Origin of the sequence: Desulfovibrio sp. DV (assembly GCF_001936595.1) — a bacterium.
Classification (GTDB): Bacteria; Desulfobacterota; Desulfovibrionia; order Desulfovibrionales; family Desulfovibrionaceae; genus Solidesulfovibrio.
The window spans coordinates 1-17,720 of record NZ_MLBG01000102.1; the positions used below are offsets into that span (position 1 = coordinate 1).

Sequence of the window (17,720 nt, forward strand, 5' to 3'; positions counted from 1 at the left end):
ACCCGTCCGTGCGCGAGGTCTCCGCCCTTATTGCCCAGGACGTGGGCATGGCCGCCGGGGTGCTCAAACTGGTCAACTCGGCCTTTTTCGGCCTGCGCGTCCATGTTTCCAGCCCGGCCCACGCCGTCAACCTGCTGGGGCTTGACGTGGTCAAGGCCCTGGTGCTCGGGGTCGGGCTTTTCGGGCGTTTCGACAAGGACGCCTTTCGGGACTTCGACCTGGAGAAGCTGTGGAGCCATTGCCTGGGCACGGCCCGGATGGCCCGGGAGATCGCGGTCCAGGAGGGAGCGGAGAACGACGTGCGCGAGTCCTGCTATATTGCCGGGCTGCTCCACGACGTGGGCAAGCTGGTCATGGCCACCAATTTTCCCGAACTGTATCTGGAGGTCATCCGGGCCTGCCAGGCCGGCCAGGGGACCATCCTCGACATGGAGCAGCATTTTTTCGGGGCCTCCCACGCCGAGGTCGGGGCCTATCTGCTGGGGCTTTGGGGCGTGGAAGACGAGGTGGTGCGGGCGGTCTACCGCCACCACGAGCCGGGGCGCGACCGGCGGGCCGGTTTTTCGCCGCTGCTGGCCGTGCACACCGCCAACCGCCTGGAGCACGAGCTGGTGGTCATCAGCCACGATTATGCCATAAATCCTCTGGATGAACTGTATCTGGCCGCATCGGGCCTGGCCTCGCGGCTGCCGGTCTGGCGGACGGCCTGCCAGGCGGTCCTGGACCAGGGCAGGGATGACGACGGGACCTGATTTGCAGCGGGAAGCGCCCGGCCCTGGCGTTTCCCGATCCGGCGGCACGAGCGGCCGCCCCCCAGGGCAACGCGGCGAACGCGGGGAACGGGCATGGACCTGACGGCGGAACTGGTCGGCGGATGTCTGGTGGTGGCGGTGCTGACTCCCGAAGTGGACCACACCGGGAGCGAGGATTTCAAGGATGCGGTGCTGGCGCACTTCGAGGCGGCCAAGGGTGAGGACCTGCTGCTCGATCTCGGGGCGGTCAACTTCATGGACAGCAAGGCCATCGGGGCCATGGTGTCGGTGCGAAAGGCTGTCGCGGCCAGGGGCGGGCGTATGGGCATCTGCCGCCTGCATCCCCATGTGGACAAGATCATCCGGGTGGTGACGCTCGGGGCGGTTTTTGATGTCTTTGCCGACCGGGCTTCGGGGCTGGCCCGCTACGCCTGACGTGTGGCCGGGGCCGGGTCAGGGCCGGGTCAGGCCAGACGGAGCAGGGCGGCCATGGCCAGATCGTCGTGGAGGAAGCCCTTGCAAAAGGGCAGGGCGGTTTCGATGATCTCGCCGATGAGGTCCTTGGGGGAGATACCCGGTCGCAGGTGTTCCAGCACCCGGGCCTCGCCGAAAAACGTCCCGTCCGGGGCGCGTAGTTCCGTCAGGCCGTCGGTATAGAGAAAGAGGGTGTCGCCGGGGCCAAAGGGGATCGTGCGGGCGGCCCAGTTGAAGTGGGGCAGGATGCCGAGGGCCGGCCCCTGGGACGGCAGTTCGGTTAAGCCCACGCGGCCGATGACATAGGCCGGCACATGCCCGGCCGAGACCACGGACAGCAGCGGCAGGGTCCGGTCGATGCGGCACAGGACCAGGGTCACGAACATGTCCAGGTCGCCGCCGAGCAGCAGTTCGCACAGCAGGGTATTGAGCGCCGCCACCACGTCTTCCGGGTCCAGCCCGGACTGGCGCAGCGACAAGAGCAACCCCTTGCACACGGCCATGAGCATGGCGGCCGAGGCTCCGTGCCCGGAGATGTCGGCCATGACCACATTGACGGCTGCGCCGTCGTCCCAGGCTTCGTAAAAATCCCCCCCGATCTGTTCCTGGGCCTGATAGACCACGGCGGACTCGATGCCCGGGAAATCGAGGTCCTTGGGCAAGAGCTGGCGCTGGACGCAGCCGGCCAGATAGCGTTCCCGGGTGAGCAGATCGTTTTGCCGGCGAAGCTCCTGGCCGAGGTTGGCGAGCTTCAAGTGCAGGCTGATGCGGGCGGCCAGTTCCTGGCGATGGTAGGGCTTGGGCATGAAGTCGTTGGCCCCGGCCGAAAGCGCTTCGGCCCAGACGCAACGGTCGGTCTCGGCGGACAGGAAGATGATGGGCACATCGGCCAGGGCCGGGATGGCCCGGATGCGGCGGATGGCCTCGATGCCGTCGAGGCCCGGCATGACGAGGTCTAAAAGGATCAGATCCGGGTGCACGGTTTCGGCCAGGGCCACGGCCTCCAGGCCGTTTTCGGCTTCAACGACGGCAAAGCCAAAGAGCGACGTCACATGCCGCCGGAGCACTTCCCGAAAAATTGCGTTATCGTCGGCGATGAGTACTCGCGTCATAACTCCCGCCACAGCTTCGCAGGCCTTGGGCCCGCCCGTTACCCTGCCCCCGGGTGGGTTTCCAAAGGGCACTGCCCTTTGGCCGCCGGAGGCACTCTTTTCTTCTCCCCCGCCACACCTCCCGTCCTACCGCGGCATGAGGACGTAGCCCTTGGCCGTGCCTTTCATGAGGCCGGCCTGATGGGCGGCTTTTTCGCCCGGCCCGAGGTAGAGGTCGAAGTGGTTGCCGCGCATGCAGCCGGTGTCCTGGGCCATGACAAAGCCGGTGAAGCGCTCGACGCCGGGGCCGGTCCCGGGCGGATAGCCGGGCAGGTCGCCGTCGACGGCCAAAAGGGTGCCGTAGGGGACAAACCCCGGATCCACGGCCACGCTGGCGTGGGGGGTGACGGGCACGCCCATGGCCCCGACCGGCGTGGTCTGGGAGGCCTTGAAAAAGATATAGCTCGGGTTTTGGGTCAGGTATTCGCGCACCTGGGACGGGTTTTCCTCCAGGAAGCGGCGGATGCGCTGCATACTCATCTCTTCATCGGGAAAGCAGCCTCGTTCCACCATGACCCGGCCGACGCCCACGTAGCGGTGGCTGTTTTTGCCGTCGTAGAGGGCATAGACCGTGGAGCCGTCCTCGATGTAGCGCAGCTTGCCCGAGCCCTGGACGTGCAGGAAAAAGACCGCGATGGGGTCCTTGGCAAAGCCCAGTTCCAGGTTGCGGCCGGCCAGCGCGCCTTTGTAGTCGATGGCTTCCCGGCTGTGTTGTTTGCCCGTGGCCCCGGGATTGCGGTAGATGGGCCAGATGTATTGGCCTTGGCGGGTGCGCGAGACCTCGATGGTCGGTTCGTAGTAGCCGGTCAAAAGCGTATCGGTGGAAAGCGGCACCCAGGTGAAATATTTGGCCAGCACTGCCGGGTCGCGGTCGAGTTCGGGCAGGATGCGCCGGAAGGTAAGCAGGCTCTGGTGGAGCTGGCCCCAGGTGAGGCGTGCGCCGGGCTGGTCCACGGCCACGGCCCCGGCCGGTTTGCGGGCGACATAGGCAATGGAGCGGTCAACCGCCGGGGCCAGGGTGCTAAAACTGGCGATCTGCTGGCTGGCCGGGGAGATGCGGCTGTTCCAGGGGGCACTCGGGGCCGGGGGCACGGCAGCGCGCATCTGGGGCGGCGCGGCCGGCGTCTGGCCGGGAGCGGCAGTCTGGCCGGGGGCGGCGGCCTGGCTGTTGCGGGCCGGCGGCGGCGGGGTCTCCTCCAGGCCGGCGCAGCCGGCGAGCAGGACGGTTGCCAGACAGGCGGCCAGGACCAGGGCACTGGGGCGGCATATTGCGGGGCGTCTCATGGCCTGGGTATAGCGCGGGGGGCGCAGGAGGGGAAGGGGGCAATGCGGCGCGCCCATTGCCCCGGCAAGCGGACAGAGCCGTTACGGCACCGGATTGGTCCGGGCGTAGGCCAGGAGGTCCTCGTAAATCTGCTGGCAGGTGGCGACAGGGACGTCCGGGGCGTGCAGGACCGTGGGGCGGTCCTCCTTGAACAGGGCGGCCCAGGGCTTGTTTTTGAGATCATCCCAGGCCCCGTGGCGGCCGTAGCTGATCACGCCCTGTACCGTTTGCAGGCGCAGGTCAAAGGACTCGTAGCCCATGGGATTGTCCAGGAGCGTCTGGGGCCGGCTGTCGTGAAACGGCCCGGCCTGGGCCGAAAAATAGAACCAGCCGCCGATCTGGATGTCGCCGAACCAGCGGTCGCCGTCTTCGAGCCGGTCCGATTCCATGAGAAGCGTCCTGAAATCTTCAGCCATGGCAGTCTCCTTCGTTGCGGTGTGTGACCCGTTCTCCTACGCCGTCCCGGCGGCTGCGGTCAACGCCTGGAAAGGGCCAGCAGATACTGAAACACCGCGGACACGTAGCGTCCCGAGGCCACGTCGGGCAGGGCGAAATAGGGCAGCGCCTCGTCGCCCAGAGTGCCGGCCAGGGCCAGAAAGACCTGGCGCGACAGCTCGGCCAGGCCCGGTTCCAGGGTTTTTTCCCACAGGGCGGCCAGGGCAACGCCGGGCGCGCCGTAGGTGATGCAGGCCATGGGCCGGTGGGCCAGGACCAGACAGGCTCCGTCCCTGGCCAGCGGGCATAGCCGGGACCAGGCCGACAGGCACAGTTCCCGGGAATCGTCGTAGCGCCGGGTCAGGTCGTCCATTTCCCGCGAGGCCTCGCCAGACAGTTCGATGACGCTTTGGCGCACCTCGCTTGGCAGCTCCTGGTCGATGGCCCGGGCCAGGGCCACGGCTTCGATCAGCGACAGCCATAGCGGGCGGCGGCAGCAGGCATCGGTGTCGCGGCCGCAGCAGGGCGTTGTCGCGGCCGCCTGTCCGGCCAGGGCGGCCAGGGCGTCATAGTCGGCCAGAAACGGGGCCAGATTGACGGCCCGGCCGGATTCCAGGCGTGGCTCGCGCACGGTGAGCTTCCCGGCCGTCTTGCCATAGCGGCGGATGGTCCACCACTGGTCGAAATTGGTCGGCTTGGAGCGCAGCGGCCGCAACACCCGGGCCGCGCCCTTGTGGCCAAGGCCCCGGCGCAGGAGATAGGCGTTTAGGACCGTGCCGGTGCGGCCGATGCCGTGGCGGCAGTGGATGAGCGCTTTCTTGCCGAGGTAGATGGCCTCGTCGAGCCAGGCCAGGGCTGTTTCCAGGGCGGCCATGTCCGGCGCGCCCTCGTCGGGGATGGGCAGATAGTGGACCTCGAAGCCGGCGGCAGCCTCGATCTCGTGGAGATCGCAGAATTCGGCGCACAGGTTGAGAATGGCTGTGATCCCCTGGCTTTTCAGGGAGTCGAGCTGCTCATGGGACATGGGCGCGCCGCCCACGGCCAGATGGCTGGTCACCCAGGTCAGGTGGTAGGCGTGATTTGCGGCAGCCATGGCAGTGGATGGCCTCAGCGGTCGGTGCGTTCGAGAAAGGCCGCGACCCAGGCATCGGCCTCGGCCTCGCTGGTCAGGCGGATGTCGAGCATCCGGCTGGCAGCCAGCAGGCAGCCGAGCATGGCCAGCCGTTTCTGGGCCGTTTTTTCCGGGATGCGGGTGAGCGAGGCGTCGAGCAGGTCGCCGGCAGCCCGCACAACAAAGCCGAAATGGGTGAGCACCCGGCGGATGCAGGACAGGCGCAGGGTGCGTTGGTCAAAACCGGCTCCGCCGCCTTTGAACCGGAAATTGACGTAGTTCTGGGCGTCCTCGGGCCCGCACAGGGCGTCCACCACGGTGAAATGGTAGCCAAAGCGCAGCATGGCGTGGGCATAGGTGTCGGAGATGACGGCGTAACTGGCCAGATGTTTGGAGTCGTTGACAAAGATGCCGGCGCTGGTGCGGTCAAAGGCCTCGTCGTCGGTGATGGGCGGCCCCTCGGGCCAGGGGGCGTCGTCAGCGGCCAGCCCGGCCCACAAGGCCCACATCGGGGCGCTTTTGATCTGGTCGGGCCGCAGTTCCTTGTCCCCCGCCGCCGACTCGAACACGCCGCCGCCGAGGTCCAGGACATACATGGTCAGTGGCAGGTGGCTGCGCAGGCGTTTGGCCGAGGCCAGCCCCCGGCCGGACTCGCCGACCAGGGAAAACATCTCGGTGACGGCCTTTTCATGGGCAAAGCGCACGATGTCGTGGAGGGATCGGACCCTGGCCGGGGTGAAATCCGGCGACGACGGATCGGTCAGCGTCAGTCCGGCCACCAGCGGCACCAGCCGGGCCAGCCGTTCGGCCACGGGCGAGCCCGCGCCGGCCCGTGGCGCAGCGGGCCGGGCGAGCAGGGCGGCCACCTGTCCGGGGTAGACCAGGGCGGCGTCGGCATCGACGGTCACTTCCATGTCTTCGGTCAGGGCCGCAAAGGCGTCAGTGGCTCCGGTGATGACGGGCAGGCCGAACTCCCGGGCAACCGAGGCGAAATGGCCGGCCCGGCTGCCTGAGACGGCGATGACCGCGGCCAGTCGGTCCACGGCCCGGGCCAGGGTGGTCGGCAGGGTGGGGGTGACCAGGACCGTGCCCGGGGCGATGGCCTCGATGTCCAAAATGGTGGCGGCAAAGCGCACGATGCCGGCGGCCGAGCCGCCCGAGGCGCGCATGCCGCCGGACAAAAGGGGGGTGAGGCCAACCGGGCGCGGCGGCGTCAGTGTCTGCGCAGCCAGGGCCGGACCGTCCTCCACGGCCATGGGCCGGGATTGCAGGATGGCCGGCGCGCCGTCCGGACCAAGCACCCATTCCACGTCCTGGGGCGAGCCAAAGGTCCGCTCCAGGGCCAGTCCCAGGGCGGCCAGCCGGCCGGCCGCGGTTTCGGTCAGCAGCGGGGCGTCAAGGGTCTGGCGGTCGAGGAGGAAATGGGGCGGATCGTGGGACAGGGCCAGGCGTTCCGGGCTGGCTGCGCCCTCGACCAGATCCGCGCCCAGGCCCGGCACGGCGTAGACGGTCATGGGCGCGTCAGGATCGGCGCTGTCGCGGGTATAGAGCACCCCGGAAGCGGCAGCCGGCACCATGGGCAAAAAGAGCACGGCCATGGGTGTTTCTTCGTCGGCATAGCCGGTCAGCACCCGGTAGGTGAGGGCCTTGGCCGAGTACTTGCCGGCCACCACCCGGCGGTAGGCGGCCACGGCCTCGGCCGGATCGACGCCAAGCAGGCTTTCGTACTGGCCGGCAAAGGAGGCCCGGCCGTCCTCGGCCACGGCAGAGGAGCGCACGGCCAGCGGCAGCACGGTCCCCTTGGGGCCTTTGCCCAGGCGGGCGGCGGCAGCGGCAATGGGACCGGCCACTTCGTCGGGCACTCGGGCAGCCAGGATCAGGCTTCGGATTTCGCCGGCAATGTCGGCCACGGCATCGGGCCGGGCCAGATCCACCCGGCGCAGCCACCGGTCGATGCCCGGGCGCAGTTCGCAGGCTTCGAGAAAATAGCGGAAGGCCCCGGTGGTGGCCACGAAGCCGTCCGGCACCGGGACCTTGGCCTCGGTCGCGGCCCGGGCCAGATTGGCGGCCTTGCCCCCGGCCCGGGCCACGTCGCCGGCCAGCTCGGCCAGGGGGGCGACAAAGGGCGGGGACATGTCGCCGGCCGGCAGGTCCAGGGCCATCTGGACGTAGAAATCCACCTTGCGGGCGTATTCCGGCAAATCGAGATGGCGGCTGGGCGAGAGGCGCCCCAGACGTTCCACCAGCTCCGCGACCGAGGTGCGCAGCCGGCGGGTCAGATGGACCACCCGGGTCCAGTCCACGGCCGCGCCGCCGTAGTGGATGTCCTCGATGGCGGCAATCAGTTCGAGACAGGCGTCGTCATAGCGCAAGAGTTCCCGGAAGGCGTTGTACTTTTCGCGTAAAAGCACCCCCGGGGCAAAGACCTGATAGGTCCAGCGGCGAAAGAGTTCCCTGGAAAACACGTCCGCCCCGATCAGCCCTGGCCCGGCTCGGGGGCCGCCAGGGCTTCCTCGACCTTGCGTTCGAGTTCGTCCTTGTCGATGGGTTTGACGCAGTATTCGCAGGCCCCCAGGCGCACCGACTCCCGGGCCGTTTCCAGGGTGGGGTAGCCGGTCAGCATGATGACCCGGGTCAGGGGCGAGCGCTTCTTGATCTCTTCGAGCACTTCCACGCCGCTCAGTTTTTTAAGCTTCATGTCGAGGATGGCCAGGGCCGGGTGCTTCTTGGCCACATGGGCAAGGGCCTCCTCCTCCTCGGTAAAGACGGTGACGCTGTGTCCCTTGCGTTCCAGGATGCGTTTGATGACGACGCCGGCGTCAATGACGTCGTCGAGCACGATAATGTCGGCCATGGGCGTTATGCCTCCGTGGGATCGGCCGGGCGCGGCCCGCCGAGGGTTTCTTCGTGGTCAAGGGGCAGGTCGACGATGAAGACCGTGCCGGGCGTGTCCTCGCCGCCGGTCAGATGGGCGTCGAAAAAGCCGTCCGGAGCCGGCGTCTCGACCCGGATGGCCCCGCCGTGGTCGTTTATGATGCCAAAGGACACGGACAGCCCGAGGCCGGTGCCCTGGCCCACGGGCTTGGTGGTGAAAAAGGGATCGAAGATGCGGCTCTGGTTTTCCGGGCTGATGCCGGGACCGGTATCGGCAAACCAGGCCGTGACCTTCTGGTCTTCGGCGAAAAGCCGTGACCGCACAAGCACGGTGCCGCCCCGGCCGGCCATGGCGTCGCGGGCGTTGGACAGGAGATTGATCCAGACCTGTTTGAGCTTTTCCGGGTCGCCGTAAATAATGGGCATCCGCTCATCGAGGTTGGTCACGATGGCGATCTTGTCCAGGGACAAGGCGTGGCGCACGAGGCTGATGGCTTCCATAAGCGAATTGTTGAAACACATTTCGATTTTGGCGCTTTCGGCCTGCCGCGAAAAGCCCAGCAGGTCGGCCACGATTTTGCGGCAGACCTTGGCCTGTTTCTCGATGGTTTGCAAATCGGCCCGGATCTGGCTGCCGGCCGGGACGTCTTCCTGCAGGAGCTGGGAATAGCCGAGGATGACCCCAAGGGGCGTGTTGATCTCGTGGGCCACGCCGCCGGCCAGTTTGCCGATGGATTCCATCTTTTGGGACTGGATGAGCTGCTCCTGGAACTGCTTGAGCTGGGTGACGTCGCGGGCGGTGCGCAACAGGCCGATGACCCGGCCGGCCGGGTCGGTGACCGGCACGCGCACGATGTGGAGCCAAAGCGGCCCGCCGGGCCGACGAAGGCTGACTTCGCGGTCGCTTGGCCGGCCGGCGTCGAGGACCCGCCTGTTCTCTTCGTGCATGTCCGGGCCTTCGTCTTCAGGGTATATCTCGCGGTCGGTGCTGCCGACAATGGTCCCCGAGGGCTGGCCGACGAAGGTGGCATAGGCCCGGTTGACGGCCAGATACTTGGAATTTTCATCAACAAGGCAGACGAAGTCCGGGGTGGCGTCGAGAATGGTGCGCAGCAGGCGCTCCTGGCGCGAGAGCACCCGTTCGGCCCGGCGCAGTTCGTCGAGATGGGTTTTGAGCGACACGGCCATGACATCGAAGGTCTCGGCCAGATCCTGGATCTCATCGCCCTTTTGTTCGCGGTAGACCGGACAGTCCCGGCAGGACTCCGGCCCGTCGCCGCGCTGGTCCGGCGAGGCCGTCAGCCAGCAGCGCCGGGCCTTGTCGCCGTAGGCCGGGCACAGTTTTTTGTCGCAATCGAGGATGGCCGAGCAGGGACGAAGGGCCGGGGGGCCGGCCCGGGGGTCGAGGTTGCCCTTGACCACCTCTTCGGCATGGCGCTTGAGGCGATTGATGCGTTCGGTGACGCGCCGGGCAAAGAGGGTGGACGGGGCCAGGGCGGCCACCATGGCCGCGGCGGAATAAAAGACGATCATCAGGGCCAGACGGTCGGCGGCGGCCTCGGCCTTGGTGCGCGACAGGCCGATGCGGGCCGTGCCGAAGGGGGTGCCGACAATGACCACCGGGGCGGCGAAATCGTCGATGAATTCCCGGCCGGTGTCGAGCAGGCGGATCGTGGGCTTGTCCCCTTGCGGGGCGTTGACGTCGAGCAACTCCACGGGAAAACCGCCGGTGAAGGTGTGGACGAGCACGCTGCCCTGGCGGTCGAGGATAAACGCGTAGCTGATGTCGTCGACCTTATCGAGCTCGTCGACCATGTTTTTAAGCCGCAGCAGGTCCATCGACAGCATGGGGTCGGACACCCGCATGGCCAGATTTTCCGACAGGACCAGCCCGCGTTTGCGGGTTTCGGCCTGGAGGGATTCAGCCGCAGCCCGCCAGGTCAGGTAGGCCAGGGGGATGGCGATCAGCCCGACGATGAGCACGATGCCGCAGTTGATCTTGGTGCGAAAGCTCAGGGCGGACAGGCGCAGGATCATTCGTCGCCCCCGGCCGTGGCGTCGAGGCCGAGCTTTTCGGCCAGCCGGCGCACCGAGGCATAGTCGGCGTCGTTGGCCGGGATGATGCCGCGCATTCCGGCGGTGGTCAGGATGGTGGCGTCGTCGGGCCGGTCGTAGTTCAGGGCGAAAAAGGCCCGGGCGATCCTGGCCGTGGTTTCCGGGGGGAAGCCCAGGCGGGCGCTGTAGACCCAGCCGGGGTAGGATTTGCTCTCGGCCAGGATGCGCAACTGGCCGATGTCGATGCGCTCGCGCAGGATGTCCAGGGTGCCGTCGCGGATGGAGCCGATGTCGCAGGCTCCGGCAAACACGGCCAGGACGACTTTTTCCTGCTTGCCGCCCGGCCCCGGGGCAAAGGTGATTTCGGCGAAATCGGACCGGCGGATGCCGTTGTCGTAAAATTCGCCCAGGGCGTAGATGTAGCCGCCGGCCGAGGACTGGTCCACGGCCATCCAGCGCTTGCCCCGGCAGTCGGCCAGGGTGACCAGTGCCTTGTTGTCGCGTCGGCAGATGATCTGGCTTTTGAAATCCGGCTTGCCCGACGGTTCGATGATGCGGGCAAAGGCCCTGGCCCCGCTGGCAGCCATGCGGATGTAGGCGAAGGGATTGGAAAAGGAAATGTCGATCTCGCCGCGCTCCACCATGCGCACGTGTTCCTCGAAGGTGTCGGGAAAGACCTGGCGCAGGGAAAGGCCGGTGGACCGGGAAAGATAATCGAGGAGCAGCCGGTGGCGTTCGTAGGAAACGGTGTGGGCGTACTGGGGCAGGTAGGCGTAGGTGACGGCCTTGGGCGGCTGGCGCATGGTCGGTTCCTCGCGCCGGGAGAGATCCACCCGCACGGCATCCTCATCGTGACCGCACGCAGGCAGAAAGGGCACCAAAAGGCCCGCCAGCAGGAACTCCCGTCGCCGCATCCATTCACCCCCCTTTCCGGGGAGGATACGTCACTTCGGGGCGGGAGGAAAGTGGGTCGGATCAGAACCGGCCCGGGCATCGCCAGCAGGCCGAAGCGCCCGCGTCACCCGGGCCAGACCCCACAAGGCGGCGATATAAAGCGGCAGAAAAAAAACGGCCGGGCCGGCGGATTCGCCGACCAGGGGGAGCGGCGCGTCGGCAAACCGCCAGCCGGCCCAGGCCAACACGAGCAGGGCCGGCCAGATAAGGGCCGCAGCCCGGCCGGCAGCCAGGGCCATGGAATTGCCGTAGGCCTCCTGGGCCAGATGGTTGGCGGCCAGATAGGTCTCGCGGTCCTTGGCGGCCAGGGCTGAGAAGGACAGGTCCTGATGGCGCCGTATTTCGGCGTCCTGGCGTTCGCGCTTGGTCCGGTGGACCCGGGCGACGCCGGCGGCGCAGGCCCGGCCAAGCAGGGCGCAGGCGATGGCCAGCACGGCCATGCCGCAGACAAAGCCGGCCTGGGCATTGGCAAACCAGCGGAAGGGGGCCACGAGAATGGCGTCGATGACCAGGAAGGCTTGGAGAAAGAAGTCGTTCATAACCAAAAAGGCTCCCCGTCCCAGGTAGCCGGGACGGGGAGCCGTGTCCAGGGGGACAGGCCTGCGATCTAGATGCCGGGGAGCTTGAAGTTGAAAAAGCCGGCCAGCAGGTAGCCGATGCCGACATAGGCGGACAGCACGATAAACAGGCGCTTGAGCCACACGTCGGAGAAGTACTTCGAGGTCATGGGGCCGACGAAGGAGCCGACGGCGATGCCGAGCATCTCAAGGCCAATGAAGTGCCACTCGATGGGGGTGCCCTTGGAAAGCAGGGTGATGATGCTGGTGACCATGCTGACCAAAACGGCCAGGGCCGAGGTTCCGGCGGCCAGATACATGGGCAACTGGGTGACGCTGGTCAGGAACGGCACCAGGAGGAAGCCGCCGCCAACGCCCAGGAAGGCGGCCACGGCCGAGATGACGATGCCGCCGAGGAAGGGGATCAACGGATTGAACTGGAACGGCACGCCGTAGAAGGTGAAGGCGCACTTGGACAGGGTGAACTGGGTGATGTGCAGGCCGTCGCAGGAGGCGTCGACGGATTCGCCGCACTTGATCTTTTTGGCTGCGGCCTCAAAAGCCTGGGCGGCCTTTTTGGCGGTCTGCTTTTTGGACTGGCCGGCCGGGGTGGTCTCGTAAAACAGCCAGCAGCCAAGGAGCAGGACGAACAGGCCGAAGTAGCCCTGGTAGGACTTGAAATCGAGCTTGCCGGCCGAGAGTTCCTGGGCCAGCCAGGCGCCGATCAGCGACCCAAGGCCCAGGGTGATGGCCAGGGGCAGCACGAGGCGCTTCATTTTGAGGTAATTAAAGGAGCTGATGGCGGCAGAAAGACCGACCAGGAACTGGTTGGATGCCTTGATGGAGTCGGTGATGACCTTGCCAAGCTCGGGCGCGGTTTTTTTGAAGCTGCCGGCGTAGCTGCCAAACCCGAAAACGCTCATGTGGCCGACGCCGGACATGACGCCGCCGAACGCGCCGACGGTGGAGAATATCCAGCCCACCCACACGGCCCAGCAAAAAGCCAGGATGGGGTTGACCACCGGCGAGCCGGGGATGCCGAGGAAGCCCTTGACGGCATTGGGATCGGCCGGAATCTGACCCGGTTCAGCGCCAACGGGCGCTTTGGCGATGGCGTCGGAAAGTTTGTCGGCAAAAGCGGGTTCAAACCATAAAGCGATGGCCACGATGGCCAATAGCCCGACGGGCAGGGTCCATTTCCAGTTCTTCACCTGTGGCCTCCTTGTGGTTGGCGGCGAAACTGCGTTGCTTGGTTGGTGCGTGCGGCCGGACGAGCCGCCTGCCGCTACTGCCTTGCTGCCACGGGCGGGGAGACGCGATGCCTGCCGCCGCACCATTGGCCGCATCTGGAAACTGAAGTCGTCGTTGCGCGATGCCGGCAAGACTGCCGGTATCGCCGCCAAACGATCGGATTGCTCCAGGGTGCGGCCCGAGCCTGTATGATCCGTTGCGGGACCGTGGGGCTTTCGTTGCATCATAGAGCATTGCAATCGCTTCCTGTCAAGAATGTGTTGCTATCATTCTGTTTTTCACAATGAACGGTGAAACAGGGGGCAAAAGAGGGGAGAATCGGAGGGAACTTTGTGACATTTTTCACAAAGTCAGGCTGTAAAAAAAGGGCTGAGTCGTCGCCGACCCGCCCTGCATTCCGGGACTTCGGTCCCGACAGGCAAACCATGCCCCAATCGCGCCGGCAAGGCAAGAACAAACCCGCGCCTTTCCCTTTGACCGGCCCGCCGCCTTGGGGCTATATGCCAGCGACACGGCCCCATATTGCGGAGGCCGGTCCCTGCCTGCGGAGGCCTTTGATTATGCTGCCCTTTTTACGACCGAAGAAAGAAAAAGACATCGGAGACAAGCTCCTTGGCAAGTGCCGGAAGTACCGTCTGCCCCGAAACGGTTCGGCTGTGGCCGTCACCGGTACGCTTTTGGCCTATTATCGCCGCGAAGTCCTGCCCGACGGGCTCATGCCGCCGGCCGGCGGCCGGGTGGAGCTTTTGGCCATCATCCGCACCCAAAGCGGCCGTTTTTTTCTGTATTACGTCGTCACCTATCCCGAGACCGAAGATATTGCCGGCCGCCAGGAATACGCCCACGTCTGCCAGGATTTCGAGGCCGTGCGCGAGTTTCTCGGGTCCATGGCCTATCCCAACCGGGGGAGATTCGTTGATGCCGTGCTGGCTGCCGCCCAACAGACCATGACGCCCCAGGTTCCGGCTTCCAAGGGCCGGCCGGCCGGGGCAGACGGTGCCGTGGATGTGCCGCCCCGTGCGCCAGCCGACCTGCCGCCTGACGCACCCTCCGACCTGCCGCCCGGTGGGTCGATTGATACGCCGCCCGATGCGCCCTCCGACGTGCCGCCCGGCGTCCCGACCGATACGCCCTCCGACCGGCCACCCGGCGTACCGACCGATACGCCGCCTGACGCACCTTCAGACCTGCCGCCCGGCGGGTCGATTGATACGCCGCCTGATGCGCCCTCTGACGTGCCGCCCAGCGTCCCGACCGATATCCCGATCTCGGACCCGAAGCCGTCCCGGTCCGCCATGTAAATAAAACTTCCCCCAGGTGGGATTCCAAAGGGTGTCAGTCCCTTTGGCCGCCGGAGCAACGGTGGTCCGCGTCAAGCTCAAAAAGCAATTTTCGCGTCTCGACGTGGTAACGCACCCGGTCTGATCAAACTTCCCCCCGGTGGGATTCCAAAGGGCTCAGCCCTTTGGCCGCCGGAGGCATCTTTCTCTTCCTCTTTCTCTTCTGCTTCTGCTTCTCCCGCTTGTCATTAAAACTGCCGGTCGAGCAACTGGCGCAGGACTTCCTCGTCGTCGGCCGTATCAAGTCCGGCCAGTTCCCGGCGAAGCGTTGCGAGGATGGCCTGTTCGGCGGCCACGTGGGCCCGGAGCGCCTCGCGGCGCTCCCGCATGGCGGTCAGGAGCGCGGCTTTGCGGGCATTGGCCGAGCCCAGCCGGCTTGTCACCACCACGGCCAGCCGGCGAAAGATGCGGATCAGGAAATCCTCGCGCTCGGGACTGGGCAGAAAATCGACATAGCCCATGTCCACGGCCAGGCAGTCGCAGGGCGCATCGGCCACCACCGTGGCCGTACGCCCCTTGCCCAGGACAAAGCTCATTTCGCCGAAAATCGTGCCCGGCGCATCCAGCTCGGCCACGAGCCTGCCGCCCCGCACCACCCGGCCATGCCCGCGCAGCAGCACGTAAAAGGTCTTCTCGTAATTGCCTTCCTCGACAATGGCCTCGCCGCTGCCAAAGCGCACCAGCCGCACCGCCCCGGTGCGCATGAGGAGGTCGAGGTCCTCTTTGACGAAATCGGCCCACAACGGGAGCCTTTGCATGAGTCCGAGCAACGCCGCGGCATCGGCTCCGTCCACCCGCTCCACGCTCACCCCTCCCCGCCGGCCAGCCCGGCCTCGGCCGCCAGCCCGGCCCGGTCGAGAATGTCCACCTCGCGGCCGCGCACGGCCACATGGCCGGCTTCGGCCAGTTTTTTAAAGGCCCGGGACAAGGCTTCCGGCGTGGCTCCGACGATCTTGGCCAGCTCCCGGTGGCTGATCGCCAGACGCACCGTGCCGCTGCCAAGCCCCCGCGCAGCCTCGTGCAGCACAAAGCCCGCCACCCGGCCGGAAAGCGGGAGCAGGGCCAGGGATTCGACCATGGCCATGGACTGTTTGAGCCGCCGGCACATGAGCCGCAGCAGATCGAAAAGCACCTGCGGATCGTCCCTGGCCGCTTCGGCCAGGGCCTTGGCCGGGAAAGCCAGCACCCGCGTCTCCTCAAGGGCGGCGGCAAAGGCCGGGAATTCCCCGGCATCCACCAGCGAACACAGGCAAAACGGTTCACCCGGGCCAAGGACGTAGAGCGTCTGCTCCCGGCCGTCCGGGCCGATCTGATAGAGCTTGGCCCGGCCCGAGGCCACCAGATAAAAAGCCTCGCCGGCATCGTCGCGGGCCGCGATAATCCCGCCCGGACCATGTGCCGACACGACCGCCCCGGCTGCCAGCCGGGCCAGGCGCGGCTCATCAAGGCCGCCAAAAAACGGCAGCGACCGTAAAAGAATCATCCGCTCGACCTGATCCATGGGGTCCCCTTGTCCAACGGCCCGACACGCCGCCGCGCCCTGCCTGTTTTGTGGCGGCCTTGCCCCACCGGCGTCAAGGCACAATCCCGCGCCGCATTGATCGACATCAATGCCTTTCCCGGCCGCATCCCGTAGGCATCAGGCGTCCGGCAACCGCCGGCAAGGAGTCCGTCGGCATGAACAGACGCGCCTTTCTCAAAACCCTCGGCACCGCCGGCACCGCTTTAGCCACCGCCCCGGCCGTGGCCGCGACCCTCGTTGCCCGCGATGCCGCCGCCGCCTCCGGCACGCAGCTCGCCACCCTCTATGACCTGTCCAAATGCGTGGGCTGCGGGGCCTGCGTGGCCGCCTGCCGCGAGGCCCACGAGGCCGATTACCCGGAACCCAAAAAGCCTTTCCCCAAAATGTACCCGGAGCGGGTCAAGGCCGAAGACTTTTCCACCAAGCGCGACATCGACAACCGGCTGACCCCGTACAACTGGCTTTTCATCCAGTCGGCCACCGTCGACCGAAACGGCACGCCCATAACCGTCAACCTGCCCCGGCGCTGCATGCACTGCGTCCACCCGCCCTGCGTCGAACTGTGCCCCTGGGGCTCGGCCGTGCGCCACAACGACGGAGCCGTGGTCATCGACGCCGGCATCTGCCTCGGCGGGGCCAAATGCCGCACAGTGTGCCCCTGGGCCATCCCCCAACGCCAGACGGGCGTTGGCCTGTACCTCGACCTCCTGCCCGCCTTTGCCGGCAACGGCGTCATGTACAAATGCGACCGCTGCCACAGCCGCGTGGCCGCCGGCGGCAAGCCCGCCTGCGTCGAGGCCTGCCCCTACGAGGTCCAGACCATCGGCCCGCGCCCGGAAATCATCGCCGCCGCCCACGCCCTGGCCAAAGCCACCGGCGGATACATCTACGGCGAAACCGAAAACGGCGGCACAAACACCCTCTACGTCTCCCCGGTGCCCTTCGCCGACCTTGACGCGGCCCTTCAAACCGGCCCGGGCCAGCCGGGACTCCACGCCGCCGCCGACGTCATGGGCAAAGAACAAAACCTCGCCACCGCCGTGCTCATGGCCCCCATAGCCGGCATCGCCGCCGGCCTGCTGCGCCTCTCCAGCCGCTTCAAAGCCGCCGCCCCCAAGGAGGACGACCATGCCTGATCCGCTCTTTCCCCGCTGGCAAAAACGCCTGCTGCTCCTGGCTGCCCTGGGACTGGCCCTGACCGGCATGGGGCAGATGCCCATCTTCTCCCGCTATTACATCGCCGATCTGCCCGGCCTCGGCTGGCTTGGCAATTACCAGATAACCGCTGCCCTGCATCTGGCCCTGGCCGCATTGCTCATCTTCCTCCTGGCCGCCTTCGCCGCCACCTGGATCGGCGCAGGCGGCAAACGCCCGTACCTCACGCCGGCCGGCCGGCAACGGGTCGCACTCTATGGCGCACTGGCCCTGACCGGACTGGTGCGCGTTCTGCAAAACGGGGCGCTGCCGCTGGTGGCACCCATGCAGGTGCGCTACCTGGACTGGACGCATCTCGGGCTGGCCATGGGGTTGCTGGTGTTTGCCCTGGTACGCGGGAAGCGGCCGGCCGTGGTGGAGAGTCGTTCAGTTGGTGTGATGGTGAAGTAGGATGGTGAAATAAGGGGAATGCCTCCGGCGGCCGGGGGGATCATCCCCCCCGGACCCCCTGAATGGGGGCGCATGGTTTGGACGAAGTAAGGGACTGTTTCGGGTGTGGGAGCGCGGGAAGACTGTTGGCGCGGAAGCGCTTGGCGGCTTTGCCGCATGGTTTGTTGGAATTGGGGCCGCCGACACTCCCCGCGAAGCGCGGGGAGCACGGCGGCCCCAATTCCAACAAACCGGTTCGCCCGGGAAAGCCAGTCGAACCACATTGAAAGCCGCAAGGCTGTTGGTTCCTGGACACCATCTTTCAGAAATGCGTCC

Annotated in this window: 17 protein-coding genes; 5 read left to right on the top strand and 12 right to left on the bottom strand. The window is 66.7% G+C overall.

Going from position 1 to position 17,720, the window contains the following annotated elements; all coding sequences use genetic code 11:
* A partial coding sequence (locus DVDV_RS17585; RefSeq protein ID WP_139311658.1) for an HDOD domain-containing protein occupies positions 1-752 on the top strand: 752 nt, incomplete at its 5' end.
* A gap of 93 nt (positions 753-845) precedes the next feature.
* Positions 846-1,187 (top strand): STAS domain-containing protein, encoded by a 342-nt coding sequence (locus DVDV_RS17590; protein WP_075355924.1) that lies wholly within the window; start codon positions 846-848, stop codon positions 1,185-1,187.
* Between the two features lie 29 nt (positions 1,188-1,216).
* On the opposite strand, the gene DVDV_RS17595 is transcribed toward DVDV_RS17590, so the two are convergent.
* From DVDV_RS17595 to DVDV_RS17640, 10 genes are all read right to left on the bottom strand, one after another.
* Positions 1,217-2,338 (bottom strand): PP2C family protein-serine/threonine phosphatase, encoded by a 1,122-nt coding sequence (locus DVDV_RS17595; RefSeq protein WP_075355925.1) that lies wholly within the window; start codon positions 2,336-2,338, stop codon positions 1,217-1,219.
* A 126-nt stretch (positions 2,339-2,464) separates the two neighbouring features.
* Positions 2,465-3,661 carry an MltA domain-containing protein gene (locus DVDV_RS17600; protein ID WP_075355938.1) on the bottom strand — a complete coding sequence of 399 codons (1,197 nt, stop codon included), beginning with the start codon at positions 3,659-3,661 and terminating at the stop codon, positions 2,465-2,467.
* 81 nt (positions 3,662-3,742) lie between these two features.
* Positions 3,743-4,117, bottom strand: coding sequence for a hypothetical protein (locus DVDV_RS17605; RefSeq protein ID WP_075355926.1), 375 nt, complete (start codon positions 4,115-4,117; stop codon positions 3,743-3,745).
* A 59-nt stretch (positions 4,118-4,176) separates the two neighbouring features.
* Positions 4,177-5,229, bottom strand: a complete 1,053-nt coding sequence (locus tag DVDV_RS17610; protein WP_075355927.1) for a dual specificity protein phosphatase family protein — start codon at positions 5,227-5,229, stop codon at positions 4,177-4,179.
* A gap of 14 nt (positions 5,230-5,243) precedes the next feature.
* Positions 5,244-7,712, bottom strand: coding sequence for a PEP/pyruvate-binding domain-containing protein (locus DVDV_RS17615; RefSeq protein WP_075355928.1), 2,469 nt, complete (start codon positions 7,710-7,712; stop codon positions 5,244-5,246).
* A gap of 11 nt (positions 7,713-7,723) precedes the next feature.
* Positions 7,724-8,101, bottom strand: coding sequence for a response regulator (locus DVDV_RS17620; protein WP_075355929.1), 378 nt, complete (start codon positions 8,099-8,101; stop codon positions 7,724-7,726).
* 5 nt (positions 8,102-8,106) lie between these two features.
* Positions 8,107-10,158, bottom strand: coding sequence for a PAS domain-containing protein (locus DVDV_RS17625; protein ID WP_075355930.1), 2,052 nt, complete (start codon positions 10,156-10,158; stop codon positions 8,107-8,109).
* Positions 10,155-11,090: a phosphate/phosphite/phosphonate ABC transporter substrate-binding protein gene (locus DVDV_RS17630; protein ID WP_075355931.1), complete on the bottom strand. Its 936-nt coding sequence runs from the start codon at positions 11,088-11,090 to the stop codon at positions 10,155-10,157. Before DVDV_RS17630 ends, DVDV_RS17625 begins: the two co-directional genes overlap by 4 nt.
* Positions 11,091-11,120: 30 nt before the next feature.
* A complete protein-coding gene (locus tag DVDV_RS17635; protein ID WP_075355932.1) occupies positions 11,121-11,669 on the bottom strand; it encodes a hypothetical protein in 549 nt (182 codons plus the stop codon).
* Positions 11,670-11,737: 68 nt separating this feature from the next.
* On the bottom strand, positions 11,738-12,898 hold the full coding sequence (locus DVDV_RS17640; RefSeq protein ID WP_075355933.1) for a sulfite exporter TauE/SafE family protein: 1,161 nt from the start codon (positions 12,896-12,898) through the stop codon (positions 11,738-11,740).
* A gap of 600 nt (positions 12,899-13,498) precedes the next feature.
* Here DVDV_RS17640 and DVDV_RS23545 point away from each other — a divergent pair.
* A complete protein-coding gene (locus tag DVDV_RS23545; protein ID WP_254845436.1) occupies positions 13,499-14,239 on the top strand; it encodes a hypothetical protein in 741 nt (246 codons plus the stop codon).
* Positions 14,240-14,466: 227 nt separating this feature from the next.
* On the opposite strand, the gene DVDV_RS17650 is transcribed toward DVDV_RS23545, so the two are convergent.
* Both DVDV_RS17650 and DVDV_RS17655 read right to left on the bottom strand, forming a co-directional pair.
* Positions 14,467-15,081, bottom strand: coding sequence for a cyclic nucleotide-binding domain-containing protein (locus DVDV_RS17650; RefSeq protein WP_075355934.1), 615 nt, complete (start codon positions 15,079-15,081; stop codon positions 14,467-14,469).
* Positions 15,082-15,083: 2 nt separating this feature from the next.
* Entirely contained in the window at positions 15,084-15,779 is a 696-nt protein-coding gene (locus tag DVDV_RS17655) for a Crp/Fnr family transcriptional regulator (RefSeq protein ID WP_075355935.1), read from the bottom strand.
* 176 nt (positions 15,780-15,955) lie between these two features.
* Between DVDV_RS17655 and DVDV_RS17660 the strand changes: the two genes are divergently transcribed.
* Together DVDV_RS17660 and DVDV_RS17665 are read left to right on the top strand one after the other, a co-directional pair.
* Entirely contained in the window at positions 15,956-16,936 is a 981-nt protein-coding gene (locus DVDV_RS17660; RefSeq protein ID WP_075355936.1) for a 4Fe-4S dicluster domain-containing protein, read from the top strand.
* Positions 16,929-17,405: a hypothetical protein gene (locus tag DVDV_RS17665; protein WP_075355937.1), complete on the top strand. Its 477-nt coding sequence runs from the start codon at positions 16,929-16,931 to the stop codon at positions 17,403-17,405. Before DVDV_RS17660 ends, DVDV_RS17665 begins: the two co-directional genes overlap by 8 nt.
* Positions 17,406-17,720 lie beyond the last annotated feature (315 nt).

Bases quoted from the DNA above. Each gene is read 5' to 3' on its own strand.
- DVDV_RS17610 (WP_075355927.1), bottom strand. From the start codon at position 5,229: ATGGCTGCCGCAAATCACGCCTACCACCTGACCTGGGTGACCAGCCAT.
- DVDV_RS17630 (WP_075355931.1), bottom strand. From the start codon at position 11,090: ATGCGGCGACGGGAGTTCCTGCTGGCGGGCCTTTTGGTGCCCTTTCTG.
- DVDV_RS17655 (WP_075355935.1), bottom strand. From the start codon at position 15,779: ATGGATCAGGTCGAGCGGATGATTCTTTTACGGTCGCTGCCGTTTTTT.
- DVDV_RS17625 (WP_075355930.1), bottom strand. From the start codon at position 10,158: ATGATCCTGCGCCTGTCCGCCCTGAGCTTTCGCACCAAGATCAACTGC.
- DVDV_RS17595 (WP_075355925.1), bottom strand. From the start codon at position 2,338: ATGACGCGAGTACTCATCGCCGACGATAACGCAATTTTTCGGGAAGTG.
- DVDV_RS17600 (WP_075355938.1), bottom strand. From the start codon at position 3,661: ATGAGACGCCCCGCAATATGCCGCCCCAGTGCCCTGGTCCTGGCCGCC.
- DVDV_RS17605 (WP_075355926.1), bottom strand. From the start codon at position 4,117: ATGGCTGAAGATTTCAGGACGCTTCTCATGGAATCGGACCGGCTCGAA.
- DVDV_RS23545 (WP_254845436.1), top strand. From the start codon at position 13,499: ATGCTGCCCTTTTTACGACCGAAGAAAGAAAAAGACATCGGAGACAAG.
- DVDV_RS17590 (WP_075355924.1), top strand. From the start codon at position 846: ATGGACCTGACGGCGGAACTGGTCGGCGGATGTCTGGTGGTGGCGGTG.
- DVDV_RS17665 (WP_075355937.1), top strand. From the start codon at position 16,929: ATGCCTGATCCGCTCTTTCCCCGCTGGCAAAAACGCCTGCTGCTCCTG.
- DVDV_RS17660 (WP_075355936.1), top strand. From the start codon at position 15,956: ATGAACAGACGCGCCTTTCTCAAAACCCTCGGCACCGCCGGCACCGCT.
- DVDV_RS17635 (WP_075355932.1), bottom strand. From the start codon at position 11,669: ATGAACGACTTCTTTCTCCAAGCCTTCCTGGTCATCGACGCCATTCTC.
- DVDV_RS17620 (WP_075355929.1), bottom strand. From the start codon at position 8,101: ATGGCCGACATTATCGTGCTCGACGACGTCATTGACGCCGGCGTCGTC.